At 66.5% G+C, this 25,073-nt stretch carries 26 protein-coding genes; 11 read left to right on the forward strand and 15 right to left on the reverse strand.

Annotation, left to right across the window (positions count from 1 at the left end):
- Window positions 1-2: 2 nt before the first annotated feature.
- Window positions 3-1,040 carry an HlyD family secretion protein gene (locus KYK29_RS12375; protein WP_254691197.1) on the forward strand — a complete coding sequence of 346 codons (1,038 nt, stop codon included), beginning with the start codon at window positions 3-5 and terminating at the stop codon, window positions 1,038-1,040.
- Window positions 1,041-1,086: 46 nt separating this feature from the next.
- Here the strand turns inward: KYK29_RS12375 and KYK29_RS12380 are convergent, their stop codons facing one another.
- From KYK29_RS12380 to alr, 5 genes are all read right to left on the reverse strand, one after another.
- Window positions 1,087-1,827, reverse strand: a complete 741-nt coding sequence (locus KYK29_RS12380; RefSeq protein WP_254691198.1) for an SDR family NAD(P)-dependent oxidoreductase — start codon at window positions 1,825-1,827, stop codon at window positions 1,087-1,089.
- A 12-nt stretch (window positions 1,828-1,839) separates the two neighbouring features.
- Window positions 1,840-3,348: an amidophosphoribosyltransferase gene (gene purF / locus KYK29_RS12385; RefSeq protein WP_254691199.1), complete on the reverse strand. Its 1,509-nt coding sequence runs from the start codon at window positions 3,346-3,348 to the stop codon at window positions 1,840-1,842.
- A gap of 242 nt (window positions 3,349-3,590) precedes the next feature.
- The gene (locus KYK29_RS12390; protein ID WP_254691200.1) at window positions 3,591-4,193 is read right to left on the reverse strand and encodes a CvpA family protein; all 603 of its coding nucleotides are present in this window, start codon (window positions 4,191-4,193) and stop codon (window positions 3,591-3,593) included.
- A 210-nt stretch (window positions 4,194-4,403) separates the two neighbouring features.
- Entirely contained in the window at window positions 4,404-5,807 is a 1,404-nt protein-coding gene (gene radA, locus KYK29_RS12395; RefSeq protein WP_254691201.1) for a DNA repair protein RadA, read from the reverse strand.
- A gap of 67 nt (window positions 5,808-5,874) precedes the next feature.
- Window positions 5,875-7,044: an alanine racemase gene (gene alr / locus KYK29_RS12400; RefSeq protein WP_254691202.1), complete on the reverse strand. Its 1,170-nt coding sequence runs from the start codon at window positions 7,042-7,044 to the stop codon at window positions 5,875-5,877.
- Window positions 7,045-7,146: 102 nt separating this feature from the next.
- Here alr and KYK29_RS12405 point away from each other — a divergent pair, with 102 nt between their 5' ends.
- Window positions 7,147-7,743: a hypothetical protein gene (locus KYK29_RS12405; protein ID WP_254691203.1), complete on the forward strand. Its 597-nt coding sequence runs from the start codon at window positions 7,147-7,149 to the stop codon at window positions 7,741-7,743.
- 21 nt (window positions 7,744-7,764) lie between these two features.
- On the opposite strand, the gene KYK29_RS12410 is transcribed toward KYK29_RS12405, so the two are convergent.
- The 6 genes from KYK29_RS12410 to cysS all read right to left on the reverse strand — a co-directional run bounded on the left by KYK29_RS12410 (window position 7,765) and on the right by cysS (window position 15,124).
- The gene (locus tag KYK29_RS12410; RefSeq protein WP_254691204.1) at window positions 7,765-9,264 is read right to left on the reverse strand and encodes a replicative DNA helicase; all 1,500 of its coding nucleotides are present in this window, start codon (window positions 9,262-9,264) and stop codon (window positions 7,765-7,767) included.
- 202 nt (window positions 9,265-9,466) lie between these two features.
- A complete protein-coding gene (gene rarD / locus KYK29_RS12415) occupies window positions 9,467-10,405 on the reverse strand; it encodes an EamA family transporter RarD (RefSeq protein WP_254691205.1) in 939 nt (312 codons plus the stop codon).
- Window positions 10,406-10,544: 139 nt separating this feature from the next.
- Window positions 10,545-12,161 (reverse strand): citramalate synthase, encoded by a 1,617-nt coding sequence (cimA, locus tag KYK29_RS12420; RefSeq protein ID WP_254691206.1) that lies wholly within the window; start codon window positions 12,159-12,161, stop codon window positions 10,545-10,547.
- 91 nt (window positions 12,162-12,252) lie between these two features.
- Complete coding sequence (pip, locus tag KYK29_RS12425; RefSeq protein ID WP_254691207.1) at window positions 12,253-13,212, reverse strand: prolyl aminopeptidase; 960 nt, start codon at window positions 13,210-13,212, stop codon at window positions 12,253-12,255.
- On the reverse strand, window positions 13,209-13,694 hold the full coding sequence (locus KYK29_RS12430) for a GFA family protein (RefSeq protein ID WP_254691208.1): 486 nt from the start codon (window positions 13,692-13,694) through the stop codon (window positions 13,209-13,211). The genes pip and KYK29_RS12430 overlap by 4 nt, the downstream gene beginning before the upstream one ends.
- On the reverse strand, window positions 13,691-15,124 hold the full coding sequence (gene cysS, locus KYK29_RS12435; protein ID WP_254691209.1) for a cysteine--tRNA ligase: 1,434 nt from the start codon (window positions 15,122-15,124) through the stop codon (window positions 13,691-13,693). Before cysS ends, KYK29_RS12430 begins: the two co-directional genes overlap by 4 nt.
- 401 nt (window positions 15,125-15,525) lie before the next feature.
- On the opposite strand from cysS, the gene KYK29_RS12440 reads away from it, so the two are divergent.
- The gene (locus KYK29_RS12440) at window positions 15,526-15,714 is read left to right on the forward strand and encodes a hypothetical protein (RefSeq protein WP_254691210.1); all 189 of its coding nucleotides are present in this window, start codon (window positions 15,526-15,528) and stop codon (window positions 15,712-15,714) included.
- Between the two features lie 30 nt (window positions 15,715-15,744).
- On the opposite strand, the gene KYK29_RS12445 is transcribed toward KYK29_RS12440, so the two are convergent.
- Window positions 15,745-16,533 carry an SOS response-associated peptidase gene (locus KYK29_RS12445; RefSeq protein ID WP_254691211.1) on the reverse strand — a complete coding sequence of 263 codons (789 nt, stop codon included), beginning with the start codon at window positions 16,531-16,533 and terminating at the stop codon, window positions 15,745-15,747.
- Window positions 16,534-16,593: 60 nt separating this feature from the next.
- Here KYK29_RS12445 and KYK29_RS12450 point away from each other — a divergent pair, with 60 nt between their 5' ends.
- The 8 genes from KYK29_RS12450 (at window position 16,594) to KYK29_RS12485 (ending at window position 21,714) form a co-directional block, all read left to right on the forward strand.
- Entirely contained in the window at window positions 16,594-17,028 is a 435-nt protein-coding gene (locus KYK29_RS12450; protein WP_254691212.1) for an NUDIX domain-containing protein, read from the forward strand.
- A 2-nt stretch (window positions 17,029-17,030) separates the two neighbouring features.
- Window positions 17,031-17,438: a TIGR02301 family protein gene (locus KYK29_RS12455; protein WP_437437251.1), complete on the forward strand. Its 408-nt coding sequence runs from the start codon at window positions 17,031-17,033 to the stop codon at window positions 17,436-17,438.
- Between the two features lie 90 nt (window positions 17,439-17,528).
- A complete protein-coding gene (locus KYK29_RS12460; protein ID WP_254691214.1) occupies window positions 17,529-17,798 on the forward strand; it encodes a hypothetical protein in 270 nt (89 codons plus the stop codon).
- A 16-nt stretch (window positions 17,799-17,814) separates the two neighbouring features.
- Complete coding sequence (locus KYK29_RS12465) at window positions 17,815-18,585, forward strand: hypothetical protein (protein ID WP_254691215.1); 771 nt, start codon at window positions 17,815-17,817, stop codon at window positions 18,583-18,585.
- A gap of 141 nt (window positions 18,586-18,726) precedes the next feature.
- Window positions 18,727-19,575 (forward strand): CAF17-like 4Fe-4S cluster assembly/insertion protein YgfZ, encoded by an 849-nt coding sequence (ygfZ, locus tag KYK29_RS12470; RefSeq protein ID WP_254691216.1) that lies wholly within the window; start codon window positions 18,727-18,729, stop codon window positions 19,573-19,575.
- Complete coding sequence (locus tag KYK29_RS12475; protein ID WP_254691217.1) at window positions 19,572-20,207, forward strand: YfbR-like 5'-deoxynucleotidase; 636 nt, start codon at window positions 19,572-19,574, stop codon at window positions 20,205-20,207. Before ygfZ ends, KYK29_RS12475 begins: the two co-directional genes overlap by 4 nt.
- 2 nt (window positions 20,208-20,209) lie before the next feature.
- Window positions 20,210-20,743, forward strand: coding sequence for a tyrosine phosphatase family protein (locus KYK29_RS12480; protein WP_254691218.1), 534 nt, complete (start codon window positions 20,210-20,212; stop codon window positions 20,741-20,743).
- Window positions 20,740-21,714 carry an NUDIX hydrolase gene (locus KYK29_RS12485; protein ID WP_254691219.1) on the forward strand — a complete coding sequence of 325 codons (975 nt, stop codon included), beginning with the start codon at window positions 20,740-20,742 and terminating at the stop codon, window positions 21,712-21,714. Before KYK29_RS12480 ends, KYK29_RS12485 begins: the two co-directional genes overlap by 4 nt.
- A 15-nt stretch (window positions 21,715-21,729) precedes the next feature.
- On the opposite strand, the gene KYK29_RS12490 is transcribed toward KYK29_RS12485, so the two are convergent.
- The 3 genes from KYK29_RS12490 to KYK29_RS12500 form a co-directional block, all read right to left on the reverse strand.
- Window positions 21,730-22,248, reverse strand: coding sequence for a superoxide dismutase family protein (locus KYK29_RS12490; RefSeq protein WP_254691282.1), 519 nt, complete (start codon window positions 22,246-22,248; stop codon window positions 21,730-21,732).
- A 79-nt stretch (window positions 22,249-22,327) separates the two neighbouring features.
- The gene (nadC, locus tag KYK29_RS12495) at window positions 22,328-23,233 is read right to left on the reverse strand and encodes a carboxylating nicotinate-nucleotide diphosphorylase (RefSeq protein WP_254691220.1); all 906 of its coding nucleotides are present in this window, start codon (window positions 23,231-23,233) and stop codon (window positions 22,328-22,330) included.
- A gap of 108 nt (window positions 23,234-23,341) precedes the next feature.
- Window positions 23,342-24,940: an L-aspartate oxidase gene (locus KYK29_RS12500; RefSeq protein ID WP_254691221.1), complete on the reverse strand. Its 1,599-nt coding sequence runs from the start codon at window positions 24,938-24,940 to the stop codon at window positions 23,342-23,344.
- Window positions 24,941-25,073: the final 133 nt, after the last annotated feature.

Consider the following 25,073-nt stretch of genomic DNA (forward strand, 5'->3'; position numbering starts at 1 on the left):
CCATGAAGCAGTATATCCGCAACACCGCCACCGCCACTGCCGTCCTGCTCGGGCTCGCCGGCATTGGCGCCGTGCTTTACGCGTGGCAGCTTCCGCCCTTCTCCAGCAGGTCCCAGACGACCGACAACGCCTATGTGCGCGGCTATGTGACCCTGATCAGCCCGCAGCTTTCGGGCTATGTCACGGACGTGCCGGTCAAGGACTACGAGACGGTAAAACAGGGCGCGGTGCTCGCCCGCCTCGACGACCGCATCTACCGGCAGAAGGTGGCGCAGGCGCGGGCGACGCTCGCCGGCCAGCAGGCCGCCCTTTCCAACTCGGCGCAGCAGGAAAAATCCGCCGAGGCAGGCATCGCCGCCAGCCAGGCGGCGCTCGACAGCGCACGCTACGCCTTGCGCAGGGCGAAGGAAAACTGGCACCGGGTGGAGACGCTTTCCGGCAAGGGCATCGTCGCAGAAAGCGGGCGCGAACAGGCGCGCACCACGCTCGATCAGGCGGAGGCGGCCGTCTCGCAGGCCGAAGCGGCGCTGGAAGTGACCCGTCAGGACCTGCAAACGATCATCGTCGGCCGCGATTCGCTGAAAGCCGCGGTCGCCGGCGCCGAGGCGGCCGTGGAACTGGCGGCGATCGACCTTTCCAATACCGTCATCACCGCGCCGCGCGACGGCATCGTCGGGGAAGTCGGCGTGAAGCTCGGCCAATATGTCTCCGCCGGCAGCCAGCTCATGGCCGTCGTGCCGCACGACACCTGGGTGATCGCCAATTTCAAGGAAACCCAGCTCTCGCGCATCCGGCCGGGACAGAAGGTGATCGTCAGCGTCGACGCGCTGGATCATGTGGAACTGGCCGGCCACGTCGAGCGCTTCTCACCGGCCGCCGGATCGGAATTCAGCGTCATCAAGCCGGACAACGCCACAGGCAATTTCACCAAGATCGCCCAGCGCGTGCCGGTGCGCATCGCCATCGACGCCGGCCAGGAGCAGGCGGTACGCCTCGCGCCCGGCTTTTCGGTCGAAGTGCGAACGGTCGTGGAGGACTAGGAGCCCTGACAAAACCTCTGGGCGGAGGATGACCGACCCGCGCCGTCTATTCGGGCAGGCGGTAATCCAGCAGGCGGCCCTTGCGCATCTCGTAGAGCTTGCCGGTCTCGCTGAAATCCGCCGAGACCAGCGGCAGGATGGCCTTCGCCACATCGCCGGGATGCTGCACCGTCATCGGGTCCTCGCCGGGAATCGCCTGCGCGCGCATGGCCGTTCGGGTGCCGCCCGGATCGAAGGCGGTGACGCGCAGCGGCGTGCGCTGCGTTTCCGCCGCCCAGGTGCGCGCCAGCGCCTCGACGGCCGCCTTGGACGCCGAATAGGGACCCCAGAACGGCTTGCACTTGTGCGCAGCACTTGAGGACAGGACAACGGCGCGGCCGGCGTCCGACTTCAGAAGCAGCGGCTCGACCGAGCGGATCAGCCGCCATGTGGCGGTGACGTTGATCGTCATCACCTTCTCGAAAACCTTCGCCTCGACATGGCCGATGGGCGAAATGGTGCCGAGGACGCCGGCATTGGCGACGAGGATGTCGAGCTTGCCCCAGCGCTCGAAGATCGAGCCGCCGAGCTTGTCGATCGCCGCCATGTCGGCGAGGTCGAAGGGAACGAGCGTCGCCGTGCCGCCTTCCGCCCTGATCGCGTCGTCCAGTTCCTCCAGGCCGCCGACCGTGCGGGCGCAGGCGACGACATGCGCTCCCGCCTTCGCCAGTTCAAGGGCGGTGAAATAGCCGATACCGCGCGACGCGCCGGTGACCAGCCCGATGCGGCCTTTCAGATCGATGCTCATGCTTCTTTTCGCTTATCCGTTGCTTGCCAGAACCGAGACCTTCCGTCCCATCGTCTCGCCCTCCTTGTCAAGGAGGCGCGTCGGATAGTCGCCGGTGAAGTAATGGTCCGTGAACTGCGGCCGGGCGGGATTGCGGGCCTCTCCGCCGACCGCGCGATACAGCCCGTCGATCGACAGGAAGGAAAGCGAATCCGCGCCGATATAGTTCGCCATCGCCTCGACGTCGGCATATTGGTTGGCGAGCAGCTTGTCCTTGTCCGGCGTGTCGATACCGTAGAAATCCGGATAGAAGATCATCGGGCTGGCGACACGGACATGGACTTCCTTCGCACCGGCGTCGCGGACCATCTGGACGATCTTCAGCGAGGTCGTGCCGCGCACGATGGAATCGTCCACCAGGATGACACGCTTTCCGGCGATCATCGCGCGGTTTGCGGAATGCTTCAGCTTCACGCCGAAGGCGCGGATCTGCTGCGTCGGCTCGATGAAGGTGCGGCCGACGTAGTGGTTGCGGATGATACCGTATTCGAAGGGGATGCCGCTTTCCTGCGCATAGCCGAGCGCCGCGGGCGTGCCGCCGTCGGGCACCGGAACGACCACATCGCCTTCGACCGGGGCCTCGCGGGCCAGATTTGCGCCCATGTTCTTGCGCGCGACATAGACGCTGCGGCCGCCGACCACGGAATCGGGCCTTGCGAAATAGACATATTCGAACAGGCAGAGCCGCTCCGGCTGCGCATTGCCCGATTTCATCGCCTCGGTGGTGATCGATCCGTCCGGCTGGATTTCGCAGACAATGATCTCGCCGTTCTCGACGTCGCGGACGAATTTCGCCCCGATGATATCGAGCGCACAGGTTTCCGAGCAGAAGATCGGCCGGCCGTCCAGTTCCCCCATGACGAGCGGGCGGATGCCCGTCGGATCGCGCGCGGCGATCAGCTTGGTGCGAGTGATGGCGACCATCGAATAGCCGCCCTCCATCTGGCGGATGGCGTCGATGAAGCGATCCATCGTGCTGGTGTAGCGCGAACGGGCGATGAGATGCAGCACGACCTCGGTATCGGAGGTGGACTGACAGATCGCGCCGCCGGCGATCAGCTGGCGGCGCAGCGTCAGCCCGTTGGTGAAATTGCCGTTATGCGCAACCGCGATGCCGCCGACCTCCAGCTCCGCAAAGAGCGGCTGGACGTTGCGCAGCGCCACCTCGCCGGTGGTCGAATAGCGGGTATGGCCGATCGCCAGGTTCCCCGGCAGCTTGGCGATCGTCGCCGGATTCGTGTAGTGGTCGCCGACGAGCCCCATCTGCTTTTCGGTATGGAACTGCCTGCCGTCGAAAGAGACGATGCCGGCCGCCTCCTGCCCGCGATGTTGCAGCGCATGCAGCCCGAGCGCCGTCAGCGTAGCGGCCTCCGGATGGCCGAGAATGCCGAAGACGCCGCATTCCTCATGCAGCGTGTCGCCGTCGAGATCGTTGCCAGGATCGTCATGGGAGGGGCGGACGGGAAACTGGAAATCGCTCATTGCTGCAAGCCTTTGCTCGGGACGGTATGCGGTTGCGCGGGATCGTGACGCCTGGCGGGAGACGGCGCGAGGAGCGGGAACAATGACGCCGCGCCCGTCTTCCTTCTGTCGATCCCGTTCATATGGATATGGCCTAAAGCATCTGCCACCGCGGTTGCAACCGTCGGCGGCGTCGGGTTCATTCTAGCAGAAAAGCCGAAGCCCCGCCCGCCCTTTCGCAGACGGCGCAAGCGCGGCCCTGATCATCCGTTGGTCGCCGAGCCGTCTTCGGCCGGCGGCTGTTCCCCGCCGCCGGGAGCGGCATCGGGATCCTGCACGCCTTCATCCGCACGCTTGCCGCGCAGGCGGTCGAGAATCGTCGCATCGGCGTCTTCCGGCAGCAGCGCGACGAGGCGCGCGCCGAGATTGTCGAGCAGCGGCTTGGATTTGGCGGTGGTGATCCATACCGGCTGCTGCTGCGGCGCGACCAGCCAGTTGAAGAACAGCATGGCGACGACGACCAGCAGGATGCCGCGCGCCGCGCCGAACAGGAAGCCCAGCGTGCGATCGAGCGCGCCGATGCGGCTGTCGATGATGAAATCGGCGATCCGCATGGTGATGAAGGACACCACGACGAGCGCGACCAGGAAGACGGCGGCCGCCGATCCCACCAGCGCGACCGTGTCGCTGGTCGTGTAGTTCTTCGCATAGGGCAGCAGCACGGGATAGAGGAAATAGGCCGCGGCCGCCGCGCCGATCCAGCTTGCGACGGACAGCACCTCGCGCGAGAAACCGCGAACCATCGCCAGCACGGCCGAAAACAGGGCAACGCCGATGACGATACCGTCGAGAATTGTGATGGGCATGTTCGTCCTACTCCAAACCCGGAATATGCTCGGGCGCCCCCGCGATGTCCGGCGGCGGCGCATTCCAGAGCGCCGCGCGCCGGTCCCGACGCGCAAAGGACGCTCTACCTCCTTCAATCCGGGTATCCTGTCTACGGCCGGATGCTTCCACCCGATCACAGAATTCCCCGGCGGACGCCGTTTCCACGGAACCGCCAACCGGCGGCGGCGTCAAACGTCCTCGTCGCTCTTCCCGAGAGCGCCGCGCGAACCGGCGATGCGCGCCACCAGATCCGGCAGGCCTTCGATCTCGGTCCACCGGCCGCCGCCGCCCTTGGGCAGATCGGCAGCACCGGCAGGCAGAACGGCCTGCGAGAACCCCAGTTTTTCCGCCTCCTTGAGACGCTGGGCAGTGTGCGCAACCGGTCGGACGGCGCCCGACAGGCTGACTTCGCCGAAATAGACGCAATCCGCCGGAAGGGCAAGACCGGCAAGCGATGAAACGAGCGCGGAGGCAACGGCAAGATCGGCCGCCGGCTCCGAGATACGATAGCCCCCGGCAACGTTGAGATAGACGTCGTGACTGCCCAGCCGCACGCCGCAATGGGCTTCCAGCACGGCAAGGATCATCGAGAGGCGCGGCGAATCCCAGCCGACCACCGCCCGCCGCGCCGTGCCGAGCGAGGTGGGAGCGACCAGCGCCTGCACCTCCACCAGCACCGGCCGGGTCCCTTCCATGCCCGCGAAGACGGCGGCACCGGGCGCTTTCGCATTGCGCTCGCCCAGAAAGAGCTCGGACGGATTGCTGACTTCGCGCAGGCCGATATCGGACATTTCGAAGACGCCGATCTCGTCGGTCGGGCCGAAGCGGTTCTTGACGGTGCGCAGGATACGGTAATGGTGGCCGCGATCGCCTTCGAAATAAAGCACGGCGTCGACCATATGCTCGACGACGCGCGGGCCGGCGATCTGGCCTTCCTTGGTGACATGGCCGACCAGAACCATCGCCGCGCCCGTCTGCTTGGCAAAGCGGATCATCGCCTGCACGCCGGTCCGGACCTGCGTCACGGTGCCGGGCGCCGCCTCGGCCGTGTCGCTCCACAGCGTCTGGATCGAATCAATGATGACGAGATCGGGCCGGCGGCCCTCCCCGACCGTCGCGAGGATATCCTCCACATTGGTCTCGGCGGCGAGCAGAACGTCGGTCTCGGCCGCGCCGAGACGCTGGGCGCGCAGGCGCACCTGCGCCACCGCCTCCTCGCCCGAGACATAGATGACGCGATGCCCCATTCTGGAAAGAGCGGCCGCCGACTGCATCAGCAGCGTCGACTTGCCGATACCGGGATCGCCGCCGATCAGCACCGCCGAACCGCGAACGAAGCCGCCGCCGGTCGCCCGGTCCAGTTCGGCGATGCCGGTATGGATGCGTGGCGCTTCCTCGGTCTCGCCCGACAGCGTCGTCAACGCGACGGGCCGGCCCTTCTTCGGCACCCGGCCCGGACCGGCGCCGATGCCGCCCATCGGGTCCTCCTCGACGACGGTGTTCCATTCGCCGCATCCTTCGCATTTCCCGACCCAGCGGGAATGGACGGTGCCGCAGTTCTGGCAGACGAATTGGGTGCGGGCTTTCGCCATTGGATCTCGCTTTCGGCGCGTATGGGGGAATCGCTCCGAAGCCATTAGCACAAAACAGGAACGCCGCCTATTTCCGAACGGCCTGATAATAGCGTTCGTAGCGCCGGCCGAGCCCGGTCAGCAGTTCGTAATCGACGGTGCCGCTGGCGATGGCGACATCCTGCAAGGGCATGTTCGGGCCGAACAGCTCGATGAAGTCTCCGGCGCGCACGCTGCCCGGCGGCAGATCGGTCACGTCGAACTGGGTGAGATCCATCGTCACCCGGCCGATCAGCGGAACCGGCCGGCCGTGCAGCACCGCGCTCGCGCCGGCAAGCCCGGTGCGCCGCAGCGGCACGCCCGCCCCGGAGAGGCTGCGCATATAGCCGTCCGCATAGCCGATCGCGGCGATGGCGATGCGGCTGTCGCGCGTCAGCACCGCGGCGGCGGCATAGCCGACGCTTTCGCCTGCCTTCGCCTCGCGCACTTGCAGGATGCGCGCTTCCGCCGTGACGACGCAGCGCATCGGATTGGGCACGCCGTTGACGGCGGCCCCGCCATAAAGCGAAATGCCCGGCCGGGTGAGGTCGAAATGATAATCCTCACCAAGAAAGACGCCGGCCGAATTGGCAAGGCTCGCCTCGATCCCGTCATAGGCCGCGACGACGGCGCGGAAGCGCTGGAGTTGCTGGCGGTTGTGGGGATGGGAGGGGTCGTCGGCGCAGGCAAGATGGCTGAGCAGCAGCACCGGCGAGAAACCGGCGGGCCGCGCCGGATCGCCCGCCAGCGCCAGGGCATCCTCGCTACGAAGCCCGAGCCGGTTCATGCCGGTATCGACATGCAGCGCGCAGGGGTGCTCCCGCCCGTCGGCGACCGCGGCCATGAAGACGGCGATCTGTTCCTCGGAGGCGAGCACCGGCACCAGATCGAAATCGAAGAACAGCCGCTCGGCCCCCGCCCACAGGCCGGACAGGACGAAGATACGCCCGTCCGGCACCAGCGGCCGCAGCGCCGCGCCCTCGCCGGGGGTCGCCACGAAGAAGTCGCGCGCACCCGCCTGATAAAACGCATGGGCCGCCGGTTCCAGACCGACGCCATAGGCATCGGCCTTCAGCACCGCGCCGGCCCGCGCCGCGCCCGAACGCCGGGCCATGGTGCGCCAGTTCTCCGAAAGCGCCGCCAGATCGACGGTCAGGCGGGCATGCTGCTCGCCGGCAACCGGAAGCGTGGCGCGGGAGAAGGTGTGGCTCTTCGTCATGACCTTCAGATACAGCCAGTTCTTTCCGGCAGCAATATGGAGCCGGCCGTTGTCGCGGCGGGCTGTCGCGGATATGGTTCGCGCCCGACAGGGGGCGGAACGATGCTGTGGACGACAATGATATTGCTTGCGGCCGGTCTCGCCGCGACATCGGCTCCGACCGCAGCGCAGGAAACGGCATCCCGGCCGGACATGCGCGAGGTCCACGCCATCCTTCTCGGCCTTGCCATCGACGGCGAGACGCCGCTGCCGGACGGTGCGGCCGATATCTATACGTCAGTCCTCGACGACCCCGCCGCCCCGCGACTGGTGACGCGGCTGGAGGTCGCCATCGATCCCTGCCGGTCGCGGACCATCGCGGCGCTGCAATTTCCCGGCCAGTGGGCGGGCCTTACGCTGGCGCTCGCCGACCTGCGCCGCATCACCGGCGTTGCCGCCTATGCCTCGGTGGACGACATGATCCGCAAGCGCAATCCGCTGCGCTACGACGATCCGCGCGCCGCGCAGGTCGTGCTGACGGGCGACGGCCTTTATTGCGGCAGCCGCATTCCGCTTGCCAATGACGAAGGGGCAAGCCGCACCACATGCGGCGATCGCATAGACCTGTCCATGATCGACGAGGAGCAGCGCGCCCGCGGCCGCGCGGCTCTTGCCGCCGCCGGCCGGACCTGCCGGATCACGGCGCTACAGCCCGGGTGACGGCGCGGCCGGCCGGCCGGTTCAATGTTCGTACTGGACGAACGACGGATCGGCCAGATCGCTGAAGCGGGTGAATTCCGACTGGAAGGAGAGCTTCACCGTACCGGTCGGACCGTGGCGCTGTTTGGCGATGATCACGTCGGCCGTGCCCTTGACCTTCTCGAACTGCATCTTCCATTCTTCGTATTTCGGATCGAACTCGTCGCGCGGCTCCATGTTCTTCACATAGTATTCCTCGCGGAAGACGAAGAGCACCACGTCGGCGTCCTGCTCGATCGAGCCCGATTCGCGCAGGTCGGAGAGCTGCGGACGCTTGTCCTCGCGGCTTTCCACGGCACGGGAGAGCTGGGAAAGCGCGATGATCGGCACGTTCAATTCCTTGCCGAGCGCCTTGAGGCCGGTGGTGATTTCCGTGATTTCCTGCACGCGGTTCTCGCCGGACTTCTTGGAGCCCGTCATCAACTGGACGTAGTCGACGACCAGCACATCGAGGCCGCGCTGGCGCTTCAGCCGGCGGGCGCGGGCGGCAAGCTGGGCGATGGAGATGCCGCCGGTCTGGTCGATATAGAGCGGAACCTTCTGCATCATCTGCGAACAGGCGACGAGTTTTTCGAAATCGGCCTCGGAGATGTCGCCGCGGCGGATCTTCGAGGAGGAAACCTCCGTCTGCTCGGAAATGATACGGGTGGCGAGCTGTTCCGACGACATTTCGAGCGAGTAGAAACCGACGACGCCGCCGTTTTTCGCCTTATAGGAGCCGTCCGCCTGGACCTCCTGTTCGTAGGAGGCGGCGATATTATAGGCGATATTGGTGGCGAGCGACGTCTTGCCCATGCCCGGACGGCCGGCAAGGATGATCAGGTCCGACCGTTGCAGGCCGCCCATCTTGGAATCGAGCGAATGGATGCCGGTGGACACGCCCGACAGGTGGCCGTCGCGCTCGAACGCCTGGCCGGCCATGTCGATCGCCAGCGCCACCGCATCGTTGAACGACTGGAAACCGCCGTCGTAACGGCCGGTCTCGGCCAGTTCGAACAGGCGCCGCTCGGCGTCCTCGATCTGGTTTTGCGGCGGCATGTCGAGCGGCGCGTCATAGGCGATGTTGACCATGTCCTCGCCGATGGTGATCAGCGAGCGGCGCAGCGCCAGGTCATAGATCGCGCGGCCGTAGTCCTCCGCGTTGATGATCGTCACGGCCTCGGCGGCCAGCCGCGCCAGATATTGCGGGATCGTCAGATCCCCTACCCGCCCGTCGGCCGGAAGATGCGTCTTGAGGGTGATCGTCGTGGCGATCTTGCCCATGCGGATCGTATCGCCCGCCAGTTCGAAGATCTTGCGATGCAGCGGCTCGTAGAAGTGGATCGGCTTGAGGAAATCCGAGACCCGGTAATAGGCGTCGTTGTTGACGAGGATGGCGCCCAGCAGCGCCTGTTCGGCCTCGACGTTGTTCGGGGCTTCGCGATGATGCGGCTCCGCGGCGTCACGCTGCGGCTGGCTGAGTTTTCGCGCGGCCTCGTTCATGGTTCCGAATCTCTCCCTGCCCTGTCTCGAAAGACGCCGGTTTCGACCGTTTGCCGACGGGGGTCAAGCGCTTCGTCCGGCTGAAACGGGTTAAGCGCGTTGTTAGACTTTTCCACAGACGTCGAAAGGCCACAAGCCCCACAAATCGGCGACGGCCGCCGGCGCGGGCTTGACCGCCGGGGCGAATCCCCGGCCGGCGGCGCTACTGCGCCGCCTCGACCCGGGACAAGCGACGCCGGCGCGCCGAATGGAGCATGGAACCGGAATAAAGCACGAGCGCCGCCCAGATGAAGGTGAAGGCGATGAGTTTCATCGTGCCGAAAGGCTCGCCGAAAGCGAAGACCGCGATCAGGAAGATCATGGTCGGCGCGATATATTGCATGATGCCGATGGTGGAAAGGCGCAGCAGCTTGGCGCCGTTGGCGTAGACCATCAGCGGCACGGCCGTCACGAGGCCGCAGGATAAAAGCAGCGCCACGTCGCCCGCCCCGGTATCGCCGAAATGGCCCTGCCCCGTGGCCTCGAGCCAGACGATATAGAAGAACGCCGGAATGCTGAGCAGGAGGACTTCAAGGAAAAAGCCCTGGTTGGGGCCGATCGGCAGCGTCTTGCGGAAGAAAGCGTAAAAACCCCAGCTGAAGCAAAGGCCGATGGACACCCACGGCAGGCCGCCGGCATCGAAGGCGAGAATCGCCACGGCGCAGGCCGCCAGAGCGATCGCCACCATCTGGGCGCGGGTCGGCATCTCCTTGAGCAGGACCGCGCCGAGGAAAATCGAGAAAAGCGGATTGATATAATAGCCGAGCGCCGTCTCGATCGCCCGGTCGGCGGCGATCGCCCAGACGTAGATGCCCCAGTTGATGGTGACCAGCACGGCGGTCAGCGTGGCCATGGCGAGCATGCGCGGCGAGCGCAGCGCCACCTTGATGTCACCGGTGCGCCCGAACCAGAAAAGCACGGCGGCGGCGATCGGCACCGACCAGACGATGCGATGCGCCACCACTTCCGCCGCCGGTATATGGGCGACCGCCTTCATGAAGAAGGGCAGGAAGCCCCACAGCAGATAGGCCGTCAGCGCGAAGGCGAAGCCGCGCGGCGTGTCACCGTTTTCCGGCGCTGGGGTCGGGAGTTGATCAGCCATGGGTCATTCCGTCGTTTCCGGAAGGCGGCGGCGGTCGCCGGCCTCTCCATCCGTCCATGCCTCTATCCCAAGGGGCGTGAATAGACCAATTCATTCCGGTGAAGGTTGGATCAAATCCGGCCGGACGGCCAGGATGCGCCTATTCGGCGGCGATCCTGCCCGCCGCGCCGCGATTCTTCAGCAGCTTGTAGACGATGGAGTCCATCAGCGCCTGGAAGGACGCGTCGATGATATTGTCGGACACCCCGACCGTCCACCAGCGCGCGCCGCTGCCGTCGGTCGATTCGATCAGGACGCGGGTGATGGCCTCGGTGCCGCCGTTGAGGATGCGCACCTTGTAGTCGCTCAATTCCAGATCCGCGATCTCGCCCTGATATTTGCCGAGATCCTTGCGCAGCGCCAGATCGAGCGCGTTGACCGGGCCCTGCCCTTCGGCCACCGACATCATCGTCTCCCCGTCGACGATCACCTTCACCACGGCCTCCGAGACCGTCTTGAGATTGCCGTTGGCGTCATAGCGCCGCTCGACCATCACGCGGAAGCTGTCGACGTGAAAGAACTCCGGCACGCTGCCGAGGGTGCGATAGGCAAGCAGCGCGAAGCTTGCATCCGCTCCTTCGTAGGCATAGCCCGTCGCCTCGCGCTCCTTGACGATCTGGATCAGGCGGTCGAGCTTCGGATCGTCCCTGGCCACCGCGATGCCGCGCAGCTTCAGCGCATTGATGAAATTGGCCTTGCCGCCCTGATCGGACACCATGACCTTGCGCAGGTTGCCGACGCTTTCGGGCTCGACATGCTCATAGGTGCGCGGATCCTTCAGGAGCGCCGAGGCATGGATACCCGCCTTGGTGGCGAAGGCCGAGGCGCCGACATAGGGCGCCTGCTGCTCCGGCGGGCGGTTCAGCAGTTCATCGAAGGTGTGGGACAGTTTCGTCAGGCCGGAAAGCGCATCGCGATCGATGCCGATCTCGAAGCGGTCGCGATAGGTGTCCTTCAGCGCCAGCGTCGGGATCAGCGTCACCAGATTGGCGTTGCCGCAACGCTCGCCGATGCCGTTCAGCGTGCCCTGGATCTGACGCACGCCCGCCTCGACGGCGGCAAGCGAATTGGCCACGGCCTGTCCGGTATCGTTATGGGCATGGATGCCGAGACAGTCTCCCGGCACGCCGGCGGCAATCGCCGCCGCGACGATCGCCCGGACCTCCGAGGGCTGGGTGCCGCCATTGGTGTCGCAGAGAACGACCCAGCGCGCGCCGGCCGCAAAGGCGGTTTTGGCGCAGGCGAGTGCATAGTCCGGGTTCGCCTTGTAACCGTCGAAGAAGTGCTCGCAGTCGACCATCGCCTCCCGCCCCGAAGCCGTGACGGCCTTCACCGATTCGGCGATGGATTCGAGATTTTCCGCATTGGTGCAGCCGAGCGCGACGCTGACATGATAATCCCAGCTCTTCGCGACGAGACAGATGACATCGCTCCTTGCGGCGAGAAGCGCTGCCAGCCCCGGATCGTTGGACGCCGAGACGCCGGCCCGTTTCGTCATGCCGAAGGCGACGAAGCGGGCACGCTGCGTCCGCTTCTGCTGAAAGAACGCCGTATCCGTCGGATTGGCCCCCGGATAGCCGCCCTCGACATAGTCGAGCCCGATGTCGTCCAGCATGGCGGCGATGGCGATCTTGTCCTCAAGGGAAAAATCGATACCCGGCGTCTGCTGGCCATCGCGCAACGTGGTGTCGAAAAGGTGGATCCGGTCTTTTTTCATGTCGTCTCTCCCGGCGGACGGTCATTCATGGCGGCGGCCCTGCCGCCTGCGGCGCAAAAGCCAAAGGGGGTGAAAGCGGCGGGCACGAGGCTCACTGTTTTCCCGCGAACGTGTCGGTTGCACGGATCAGGCGATCCAGGATCCCCGGTTCCGAATAGGCGTGGCCCGCCCCCTCGATGAGATGGAACTCCGCGTCCGGCCAGGCCTTGTGCAACGCCCAGGCCTGTCTGGCCGGACAGGGCATGTCATAGCGGCCGTGGACAATGAGGCCGGGGATGCCGGCGAGCCGGTGGGCGTCACGCAGCAGTTGCCCCTCTTCCAGCCAGCCGGCATTGACGAAGAAATGATTCTCGATACGGGCGAAGGCATGGGCGTAATCGTCCTCGCCGAAGGGGTCGCTGGTCGACGGTTCGGGAAGCAGGGTGATCGTCTCGCCCTCCCACAGGCTCCAGGCCCGGGCGGCGGCGACGCGTGTGGCCCGGTCTTCGCTCGTCAGCCGGCGATGGTAGGCGAGCACCATCTCGTGGCGCTCGGCAGGCGGGATCGGCGCGACGAAACGCTCCCATTTGTCGGGAAACATTTCCGAGACACCGAACTGGTAATACCAGTCGAGTTCCGCCTTCGTCAGCATATAGATGCCGCGCAGGACCAGTTCGCAAACCCGCTCGGGGTGCTTTTCCGCATAGGCCAGCCCCAGCGTCGAACCCCAGGAGCCGCCGAAAACCAGCCATTTCTCCACGCCCGCCATCTCGCGCAAACGCTCGATGTCGGCGACGAGGTGCCAGGTCGTATTGGCGTCGAGACAGGCGTTCGGCGTGGATTTGCCGCAACCGCGCTGGTCGAAGAGCAGGACGTCGTAGAGCGCCGGATCGAACAGCCGGCGATGGCTCGGTGAAATCGTGCCGCCCGGTCCGCCATGCAGGAAGACCGCCGGCTTTCCGCCCGGCGTGCCGACGCGCTCCCAATAGACCGCATGACCGTCGCCCACGTCGAGATGGCCGCGAGCATAGGGCTCGATTTCGGGATAAAGGGTGCGCAAGTCTTCGCTCATGATGTCGGTCCCTCGCAAGGCCATTGGTCGGTGTCGTGATCGGGATGCTGATAGGAAACGAGATCGGCAAGGAAGGACGCCGCCTCCGCATCCGCCATCGTGTCCTCGCCCGGAAGACGATGGATCGTGTCCACATAGGGAAGTTTCGCCTCGACGCCCCACTGGATGCGCGGCGCGATCCCGGCGGGATCGTCGAAGGCGGCGATGGTCAGCGCCAGCCCGTCGGGCGCTTCGTAGGTCAGCGGCGTGCCGCATTCCGCGCAGAACCCGCGAAAGGCGATACTGGAGGAGCGGAAGCGTTTCGGCGCGCCGCGCGTCCAGATCAGCCGCGCCTGACGCACCGACACGAGCGGCAGATAGAAATTTCCGCTCGCCTTCTGGCACATGCGGCAATGGCAGACCGAGGCGTCGCCGAGCGCGCCTTCCACCCGGAAGCGCACCGCGCCGCACTGGCAGCCGCCGGTATAATGGGGCGTGCTCACCGCTTCACCTCCCAGGTCGTCACCCGTTCACCGGTCTGCGGGTCCTTGCCGTCCTTAAGCTGGACGCCCCGGCCCGAGAGATCGTCGCGGATCCGGTCGGCCGCGGCGAAATCGCGGGCCTTGAGCAAGGCGAGGCGGGCGGCGATGGCCGCCTCCACCTCCGCCTCCAGCGCGCCGGAGACCTCGACCTTGCGCGGCACGACGCCGAGCAGGGCGGCGCTGGCGGCGAAATCGTCGAGCAGCGCGGCATCCTGGGCGGCGCGGCCGGCCAGTCCGTGCAGCGCCTGCACGGCGGCCACCGTGTTGAGATCGTCGCAAAGCGCGGCAAGCACGGCGTCGTCCACCCGGCCGCGCTCCGCCCTGCCCTCCGCCGGCCAGCGGGCGAGCAGCCGCTCGGCCTCTTCCAGCCGCTTGACGCTGAAGTCGATCGGCTCGCGATAATGGGTCATCAGCATGGCAAGCCGCAGCACCTCGCCCGGCCACTGGCGCGCACCGAAGCTGTCTTCGTGCAGAAGTTCATGGATGGTGACGAAATTGCCCTCCGACTTCGACATCTTGCGGCCCTCGACCTGCACGAAGCCATTGTGCATCCAGACATTGGCCATGACGCTGGTGCCATGGGCGCAGCGCGACTGGGCAATCTCGTTTTCGTGATGCGGGAAGATGAGATCGAGCCCGCCGCCGTGGATATCGAAGGTTTCACCGAGATAGGCGGCGGACATGGCGGAGCATTCGATGTGCCAGCCCGGCCGGCCGCGACCCCAGGGAGACTCCCAGCCCGGTTCCTCCGGCGAAGAGCGTTTCCACAGCACGAAGTCGCCGGGGTTCTTCTTGTGTCCGTCGACGGCGACGCGCGCGCCGGCCTGCTGCTCGTCGAGATTGCGCTTCGACAGCTGGCCATAGTCAGCCATGGAGCCCGTGTCGAACAGCACTTCTCCGGCCGCCTCATAGGCATGGCCGCGCTCGACGAGGCGGCCGATGAGGGTGATCATGTCCGCCTTGCCGTCGTCGCGCGGCTGCACGAATTCGGTGGCGCGGGGCTCATGGGTCGGCGCAAGGCAGCCGAGGGCGGCGACATCGGCGTGGAACTGGTTCGCCGTCTTCTCCGTCACCTGGCGGATCGCCGCGTTGAGGGAGAGCCTGCCGCTTTCGATCTCCGCGCCGAAATCGCGCAGCGCCCGCGCGTTGATCTTGTCGTCGACGTCCGTGATGTTGCGCGCATAGGTGACGGCGGTCTCGCCAAAGACATGGCGCAGCACCCGGAACAGGACGTCGAAGACGATGACCGGCCGGGCATTGCCGATATGGGCGAAATCATAGACCGTCGGCCCGCAGACATACATGCGCACGTTTTGCGGATCGATCGGCGTGAACGGCCCCTTCGTCCGCGTCAGTGTGTTGTAAAGCGTCAGGACCGGCGTGTCGGCCATAGGAATCTCCCGAAATGCATAGACCCGGCTGGCCGGGGCGTTTGTCATCCGGGGATTTTGAAGGACGAAAACGGCCGGGCCAGCGCGGGCGCTAGCGAATAATGCTCCGGCAAATGCAGAGTACCGTTTTCATGTCCGCTTTATCGCGCCGCCGGCGCGCCCGGTCAAGCCGGCTTGCCCACCGCAAACGCGAAATCCTTGTGACGGCCAGGAACGGGATTGTTAGAGACCGTCACAATTCTTGATCGCAAGCGGCCGGAAAAGCACGGTTTTTGCCCCCTTGAAACCACCTTTCCGGCATAGTTTGGACCAGTGTCGCAGGCATAAGCCCGTCGTCCGCCGCGCAAGGGGAAAAATGCGGGAATGGGCGGGCAGCGCAGACACTGGTCAGGAGGATCGAAATGAAGCGCATGGGGAAGAAACCAATCAGGCAGCCGGCCGAGATTTCTCCGAAGCTGGAGGACCGCTACAAGCCGCTCGCTCTGCGGGCCGTCGTGGCCGCCGCCTTGCAGGCCAAGAAGGCTCCACGCCGCGAGACCGAGGCCGGAAAGCACGAACTTCCCGCTATCCTGCGTCCTCTTCCCAAATAAGAGACAAGCCGCCGGGCGGCATGCCGGCGATCAGAACAGCGAAAGCTGGGCGGGATCGGGCTGGCTCTTCATGTCCGCCTTTGCGGGAGCGGGAACCTCCCGTGAGCGTTCTTCTGCCGGCTCCAGAAGATCAGGCCCCATGTTTGCGACCTTGTTCACCTTGTCGGAGACCGGGATCGCCTCGAAGAAGCCCTCTTCGGCCGGCTTCATGAGATCGGCGACATCGCGCGGCTCCTGCGTCTTGCAGTCGAGCCAGCGGGAAAAATCCTCCGGATGGATCACCACCGGCATGCGTTCGTGTATCGGGGCGATATCGCCACTGGCGGCCGTGGTGAGGATCGCGCCGGTGTCCACTTCGGAGCCATCGGGCGAGGACCAGGTCTCCATCAGGCCGGCGAAGGCGAGAATCTCTCCCTTGCGCGGGCGAATCCAATAGGGCTGCGGCCGTGCGCCCTTGCCCTCTCCCTTTCCCTCCGGCCGACGCCATTCGAAGAAGCCGGACGCCGGCACCAGAATGCGGCGGTGGCGCATGGCCGCGCGAAACGACGCCTTGCCGATCGCCGTTTCGGCGCGGGCGTTGATGAGAAGGGGAAAGTCGCGCGGATCCTTGACCCAGCCCGGCAGGAAACCCCAGCGCACCAGAACGGCCCGGCGCTCGGGCAGGTTGCTGCGGGGATCGGCCCGCTCGCCGGCAACCACCACGAGAATCGGCTGGGTGGGCGCGATATTGTAGCGGGGCGCGAAGTCGCCGAAATCGACACCGCCGAAATAATCGCGCGCCGCATCCGTTTTCGCCACCAGTGCAAACCGTCCACACATGGCGTCGTCATCGCACTTTGCCTATAAAGGGTCAATCGAGCCATGCAAACGGGAGCCCCGATGCCGCACAAGAACGCCAAGCCCGCCTCCTCCGCCATCGTCGAACGCGACGGGCGCTACCTGCTGGTCCTCCGGCGCAATCCGCCGGCCGCGGAAATGTACGCCTTCCCCGGCGGACGCGGCGAGGCGGGCGAAACGGCAGCCGAGACGGCATTGCGCGAACTTTTCGAGGAAACCGGCATCAAGGCCTCCAATCCGCGGCTCTTCGAAACCTATCTGCTGCCCGGACGGCGCAAGGACGGACCGGCAGCCCCCACCTATTTCCTGTCGGTATTCCGGGTCGAAGCCGACGCTTCGGCGCAGGCCGTGGCCGCCGACGATGCCGTCGAGGCCGGCTGGTACACCGCCGACGAGATCGCCCGCCTGCCCGCCCCCGAAAGCGTGCGCGAATGCATTCGCCGCCTGGAAGAGGCACGGGTGACAATCGCCTCATGAGGATGATTCGCGCCCTTGCCTGCATGATACCGCTGTCGGTCCTTGCCGCGCCGCCGGCGCTTGCCCAGACGCCGGGCGAGACGGCCGAGGCTCCCGCGCCTCCCCCCGCCCCCTATGACGACCGCCTGGAGCGGCTTTCGGAAATCCTCGGAGCGGTGCATTATCTGCGCAACCTGTGCGCCGGCGGCGAGGAAAACGACTGGCGCGTCTCCATGCAGAAACTCCTCGATCTGGAGACCGCCGGCGAACCGGCGCGGCAGGAGCGGCTGACGGCGTCCTTCAACCGCGGCTATCGCTCCTTCGCCGCCATCTATACCGCTTGCACGGAATCGGCGGTTGTCGCAGAAGACAGATACCGTAACGAAGGAGCAACACTGGCCCTCGAAATTACCACCCGTTTTGGAAATTAGGGGTTAATTAACCTCTTTTCGCGGGAGCCGGTGCCGTTTTGGGAAAAGGCTGCTAAGGTCGTTAACAGTGCAGTAAGGTTTGATGCCCTCATGGACCGATCGATGGAACCCACTCTGACCGATATCGACGAGATGATCGTGCACGAGAAGATGCAGGCCGCTCTGGAGTACCAGAACGAAGCCTGGGCCGACGGTATGGCGGACGGCATCGAGCCGGAAATCATCGCCGACGCGGCAATCGCTCTTGCCATGCGCGAAACCATCCGCATCCACGGCGAGAGCGGCGCGGAAGCAATGCTGGAATCGCTGCGCGAGCGCATGCTGACCGGCGAGTTCTCTCCCGAGCGCAAGCTGCAATAGGCAGGAAGACGGAACGATGGTCATGTCTGGCGCAAAAAGGCTGCGACGCGGCAGCCTCATCCTGTGCCTTCTTCTGGCCGGGGCGGCGCTTCCCCTGACGCCGGCTCCCGTCCTTGCGCTCAGCGAACTCCAGCAGATCCCCGGCGAGACGGCCGGAAATCCCGACGCCGGAAGCAAAACCGCTCCCCCGGACGCCTCTTCCGACCCCCTTCAGCTGCCGATGCCCGATCCGCTCATTCGCAGGGAGGAAGGATCGGCGCAGCAACCCGTCGAGGATGCGCCGGACGCGGAGGGTGACGACGCCGACCAGCCGCAAACGCCGGTCGAGGTGCTGTACGACATCGAGAAGGCCCCCGAGCCGGTGCGCCGCATGCGCCAGCTCATCGTCGAGGCCGCCGCATCCGGCGACATCCAGCGTCTCGAACCGCTGCTGGGCAAGGGCCTGACCGAGACGCAGGTTTCCGGCGTGGAGACGAACGAGAGTCCCGTCGACACGCTGAAAGGCCTTTCCGGCGACCCCGAGGGAATCGAGATCCTCGCCATCCTGCTCGACGTCCTGGCGACAGGTTTCGTGCATGTCGGCGAAGGCACGCCCGACGATCTCTATGTCTGGCCCTATTTCGCCGAAAAGCCGCTTGCCTCCCTGACGCCGCCGGAAAAGGTCGAGCTTCTGCGCATCGTCACAGCCGGCGACGTCGCCGACATGCAGGAACTCGGGGCCTATAATTTCTACCGTGTCGGCATCACGCCGGACGGGCAGTGGAAATTCTTCTTCGCCGGAGACTGAAGCAGGCCCGCCGCATACGGCTGAAGCGGCATGGTCCTCCGACCTTGCGAAAGCGGACCGGGCGTTCTACCTCTGTTTCAACGGGCGCTTTCATGCGCCGCCGCCGCCGGACCACCTGCGGCCGAGAACCTGGACCGAACCATGCCCTCCGTCACGCTTTCCGACCGCGCGTTTCTTCGTCTTTCCGGCACGGATGCCGAAAGCCTGCTGCAATCGCTGATCACCACGGACCTCCCCTCCATGCCCGTCGACGAATTGCGGCCCGGCGCATTGCTCACGCCGCAGGGAAAAATCCTCTTTTCCTTCCTGATCCGCCGCGACGGGCCGGACGCCTTCCTGATCGAGACGGATCAAGGCGATCGCGACGGCCTTGCCAGACGCCTGACGCTCTACAGGCTGCGCGCCGCCGTCGAGATCGCGCCGGTCGAAGGAGACACGGTCACCATATGCTGGGAGCCTGCGGAAGCGGAAAGCCCGCGCGACGCCCGGTTCAGCCGCGCCGGTCTTACGGTAACGCGCCGGCCGGGCGGCGGCGGCGCGCAGGATGCAGCGCTTTACGACGCCCTGCGCATCGAGGCCGGCCTGCCGGAAGCCGGACGCGACTTCGCCCTTGCCGACGCCTTCCCGCATGACGTCCTGCTCGATCTGACGGAGGGGCTCTCCTTCCGCAAGGGCTGCTATGTCGGACAGGAAGTCGTCTCACGCATGCAGCATCGCGGCACGGCCCGCCGCCGGCCGGTGATCGTCACCGGCGAGACGGCGCTTGCGCCGGGCGGAACGGAGCTGCTGGCCGGCAGCAAGCCCGTCGGAACGCTCGGCACGGTTCACGGCGAAAAGGGCATCGCGCTGGTGCGCCTCGACCGCGTGGCCGACGCCCGGCAGTCCGGCACGCCGATCACCGCAGACGGCGCGCCGGTGAGGCTTGCGCTTGCCGACTGGACAGGGCTTGCCTTTCCCGACACGGCGGCGGAGGAGACCTCCACGCCATGAGCGGAGCGAGCCGCCCGAAAGCCGCACCGCGCGCCTGGCAGCGCATGCTGTCCGGCCGCCGGCTCGATCTGCTCGATCCCTCGCCGCTCGACGTCGAGTTGTCCGACATCGCCCATGGCCTTGCCCGCGTCGCCCGCTGGAACGGCCAGACCCATGGCGACCACGCGTTTTCCGTGGCGCAGCACTCGCTGCTGGTCGAAACGATCTTCCGGCGGCAGAACCGCTGCGACGCCGGGGACTGCCTCATGGCGCTGCTGCACGACGCCCCGGAATATGTGATCGGCGACATGATCTCGCCCTTCAAGACCGTGGTCGGCGGCGGCTACAAGGCGGTCGAGAAGCGGCTTGAAGCCGCGGTGCATCTGCGTTTCGGCCTGCCGGCCATCACGCCGGCCGCGCTCAAGGCGAAGATCAAGAAAGCCGATCAGGTGGCCGCCTTCTTCGAGGCGACGGAACTGGCCGGCTTTTCCCGCGAGGAGGCGACGAAATTCTTCGGCGCGCCGCGTGGCGTCACGCTGGAGATGATCGGAATCGCGCCGCTGCCGGCCGTCGAGGCCGAACGATGCTTCGTGGCGCGCTTCATGGCCCTCGACCGGGAGCGCGGGCCGCGTCCCGCCGTGGCGGAGGTGTGACCATGGCGACGATCGTCGTTTCCCCGCTCGGCAAGATCGCGGAACTGGCGGTTCGCCATCGCTGCCGTGAAATGGTGAGCCTCATCGCGCCGAAGCAGGATTTCCACCGCCCGGCGGTCATCGACGCCGGCCGGCACCTGATTCTCGGCGTCAACGACATCACCTTTGCCGGCACCGGCGACCTCGTCGCCCCCGGAGAAGAACATGTGGACGCGATCATCGGTTTTGCGTGCGGCTGGCAGCAGGGCTCGCCGCTGCTCGTCCACTGCCTGATGGGCGTATCCCGCTCGCCGGCGGCGGCGCTGATCGCCGCCCTTGCCGTCGCGCCGGAGCAGGACGAGGGGGCGCTTGCCGAAAGACTGCGCCGCGCCTCGCCGCAGGCCACCCCCAACGCCCGGCTGATCGAGATCGGCGATCACCTGCTCCACCGCAACGGACGGCTGGTCGCCGCCGTCAGGACAATCGGCCGGGGGGCGGACTACAGGGGAGACAGCCCCTTCACCTTCTCCATCCTGCCGGAAGGGCCGGTGAAATGAACGAGGCCGCCGGCAGGCCGCCGGTCGAAATCGGCCTCAACGCGGCGATCGTCGCGATTCGTGGCCGCAGCCCCTGCATCCTGGCGATCGGCGACGGGGACGCGACCCGCGACGCATTGCCCTTCGGACCCTTCGATCCGTACCACCATCGCACCTTCGAAACGAGCCTTCAAGCGAGCGTCGAGGCGCAGACCGCGTTGAAACTCGGCTATATCGAACAGCTCTACACCTTTGGCGACCGGGGCCGCCAGAAGCTGCCCGACGAGGCCGGGACGCACATGGTCTCGGTCGGCTATCTTGCGCTGACCCGCACGGACGCCGAGGCCAGCCGACGGCTGGAGGACGCCGGCGCGCACTGGCGCGACTGGTACGCCTATCTGCCCTGGGAAGACTGGCGGCAGGGACGGCCTGCGGTCATCGACCAGATCATCCTGCCGGCGCTTGCCGCCTGGGTCGCCGACCCCTCGCGCGAGGACCCGGCCGGCCCGCTCACAGCGCGCCGGCGGCGGCTTCGCCTCGCCTTCGGCCTCGACGATTTTCCCTGGGACGAGGAACGGGTGCTCGAACGTTACGAACTGCTCTACGAGGCCGGTCTGGCGGAAGAGGCGGTGAACGACGGCTGGGCGCAGCCGGGCCAGCCCTCGCCGGGGGTCGCCATGCGGCATGACCACCGGCGCATCGTGGCGACCGCGATGGCGAGGCTGCGGGCGAAGATCAAGTATCGCCCGGTGATCTTCGAACTGATGGCGCCCGAATTCACGCTGACGGAATTGCAGGCGACCGTGGAGGCAATTTCCGGCCGCCATCTGCACAAGCAGAATTTCCGCCGCCTCGTCGAGGGAGCGGAGCTCGTCGAGCCGACGGGGGCGACGACCAGCGCCACCGGCGGCCGTCCCGCCGCGCTTTTCCGCTTCCGCCGCCGCATCCTCGAGGAACGGCCCGCGCCGGGCCTGAAGGTCGGCGCGCGATAGGCTGGCGGCGGGTTCCTACCGGATCTCGGCGCAGGCGACACGATCGCCCGCCCCGCCCGCCGGCCCCGTGCGATAATCGTCCGATCCCGCATGCAGGACCAGCGCCCGGCCGCGAATGCCGCGTTCGGCATCGTCGAGACGGACGAGCGCGCTATGGATCTGGGCGCGCAGCACGCCATCGTCGCCGACATACTGGTTCGGCAGATCGCCGGCATGGGGACCGTCGGCGGCAAGGAAACCATGCTCCCGGCCATCCGGATTGAAATGGCCGCCGGCCGATTCGTGGCCGTGCGCCGCATCGCACGTCCCGGTCTCGTGGATGTGGAGCGCCATCCATTTGCGCGGTTCCAGGCCCGAAATCTCCACTTCGAACAACACGCCGTTGCTGCCGGCGGTCAATTGGGCGCGACCGGTCTCCTTGCCGTCGCGGCCGATGAAATCCGCCCGCGCGGTATCGCTTTTCTGCTGCGCGAGGGCGGCCGGAACCGGGCCGGCCAGCATTCCCGTCGCAATCGCCACGGTGAGCATAACCATCCTCTTCATGATGCGTCCTTCCGGTCATCCATTGTCCATGGAAGCCGAACGCGTCGCCCTGCGCGGTGTTCCCGCCCCGTCAGCCGACCACCACGTCAAGGCCGATATCCAGCGTCGGCGCGGCCATGGTGATCTTCGAGGTGGAGATATAGTCCACGCCGGTCTCGGCAATGGCGCGAACGGTATCGAGGTCGACGTTGCCGGATGCTTCAAGCTTCACACGGCGCGGATCGGCGGCATAGGCCGCGTCATCGAGGCCGGCGCAGTCGCGGTTGATCTCGACGGCGCGGCGCAATAGCTCCGGCCCCATGTTGTCGAGCAGGATCACGTCCGGGCGCGCCTCCAGTGCCTGTTCGAGTTCGTCGAGCGTCGTCACCTCGACCTCGACCTTCACCAGATGGCCGGCGAAGGCGCGGGCCGCACGGATGGCGCCGCCGACGCCGCCGGCGACCGCGATATGGTTGTCCTTGATGAGGATCGCATCGTCGAGGCCGTATCGGTGAGACGAGCCGCCACCCATGCGCACGGCGTATTTTTCAAGCGCCCGAAGGCCGGGGATGGTCTTGCGCGTACAGCAGACCTTTGCCGGCGTATCGGCGATGCGGCTGGAAAAACGGGCCGTATGCGTCGCCACGCCGCACAGATGCATGAGGAAATTGAGCGCCACGCGCTCGGCCGAGAGCACCGCGCGCGCCGGTCCGGAAACCCGGGCGATCGCCGTGCCGGGCGCAAGCCGGTCGCCATCCTCGGCGAAGGCCTCGAAACGGATCGTCGGATCCATCAGGCGGAAGGCGGCGCGGGCGAGATCGAGGCCGGCAAGCACGCCCTCCTCGCGCGCGTTCATATCCGCCTGCGCCTGCATGTCCGGCGCAATCGTCGCCTGGCTGGTGATGTCGCCCGCCCGCCCCAGGTCTTCGGCCAGCGCCGCGCGCACCTGTTCCTCGATCATGATCGGGGAAAGAACGGGACGGTAGGAGGTTGTCATCGGATCGATCCTTTTCGGGTTGGCGAAAGCGCCGGACCTGTCTCCGGCATGGCGGCGGCATGGCGCAATCTTCTGCCCCACGCCGTCGGCCGCATCGTCGTCATCGGCTCAGGCCGCCGCCGTCTCCGCCAGTTCGGCGACGATACGGTCGGCGTCGGCAAGCGTCAGGAAGGTGCGGTGCTGCCAGCCGGCCTTCTGCTCGGGAAAATCCGAACGGAAATGGCCGCCCCGGCTTTCCTCGCGCAAGAGTGCGCCGACGGCGATGAGCTTGGCGGTCGTGACGATATTGTGGAAGCGCATGCGGCTGTTGTCGCGCTCCAGCGCGGCGATTTCACGGATCGCGTAGAGCAGGCCCTGGCGATTGCGGATGACGCCGACGTTATCGCTCATGACCCGGCGCAGATGCGTGAGCGCGGGGCTGTCCTCGACGGTCACAAGGTCGTCGCTCTCGCCGGCATTCTTGCCCCAGTCGTTGGTCTTCGGCTCGGGCAGGATGCCCTTGATGTTCTCGGCGATGCGGCCGGCGAAGACCACCGCCTCCAGCAACGAGTTGGAGGCGAGGCGATTGGCCCCGTGCACGCCGGTCGAGGTCACCTCGCCGGCCGCCCAGAGCCCGTCGATGGAGGTGCGGCCCTCGCCGTCGGTCAGGATGCCGCCCATATGGTAATGCACGGCGGGGACCACCGGGATCGGCTGCGTCACCGGATCGATGCCGGCAGCCATGCAGGAGGCGTAGACGGTCGGGAACATTTCGGGGAAATGCGCGCCGACCGCCTTGGTGCAATCGAGGAAGGCGCCGCCGCCGGACTGGACCTGCGCGAAGACCCCGCGCGAGACGATGTCACGCGGCGCAAGCTCGCCGTCCTGGTGGATATCCAGCATGAAGCGGCGGCCGGCGGAATCGACGAGATGCGCCCCGTCGCCGCGCAATGCCTCGGTGGCCAGCGGCGCGGGATCGCGGCCGATATCGATAGCGGTGGGATGAAACTGCACGAACTCCGGATCCGCGATGATCGCGCCGGCGCGCGCTGCCATGCCGACGCCCTGGCCGCAGGCTTCCCACGGATTGGTGGTGACGGCATAGAGATGGCCGACGCCGCCGGAGCACAGAACGACGGCGCGGGCCGGAAAATGCACACGCTTCTTCGACTGGCCGGCATCCGGACGCGCCACGACGCCCGAGATGAAACGGCCCTCGCGCACCAGTTCCTCGACGACATAGCCTTCCAGCACCCGGATCGACGGCGTCTTTCGCACGGCCGCGATCAGCGCCTCCATGATGGCCTTGCCGGCCATGTCGCCCTTCACCCGCACGACGCGGCGCTCGGAATGGGCGGCCTCGCGGGAAAGCAGCAGCTTGCCTTCGAGGTCGCGGTCGAAGGGCACGCCGTATTCCAGCAGGTCGTGGATGCGCGCAGGCCCCTCGGCGACGAGAGAATAGGCCATCTTGCGGTCGACGATGCCGGCGCCCGCCTCCAGCGTATCGGCCACATGCTTTTCGAAGGTGTCGCCGGCGCTCATCGCCGCGGCGATGCCGCCCTGCGCCCAGGCCGAGGACGCGCCCTGGCCGATCGGTGCGGCGGCGAGAATGGTCACCGGGCGGGGGCTCAGCTTCAGCGCGCAGAAGAGACCCGCAAGCCCCCCGCCGACGATGACGATATCGTCGATGCCGTTCCAGGATTCAGGGCGGAAACTTTCCATGGGCATGTCGTTCTCCTCCGGCGCTCGTCGGTCTTCCGCCTCGCCTCCGGCCGCCTTGCCGCATCCTCTCCCCACAAGGAGGCGAAGGAGAGGCCGAAAGATGCCTGATCGCAAACCGGCTGTTTCGTCGCGCCGCCTC

Source organism: Shinella daejeonensis (assembly GCF_024281235.1).
Lineage (GTDB): Bacteria > Pseudomonadota > Alphaproteobacteria > Rhizobiales > Rhizobiaceae > Shinella > Shinella daejeonensis.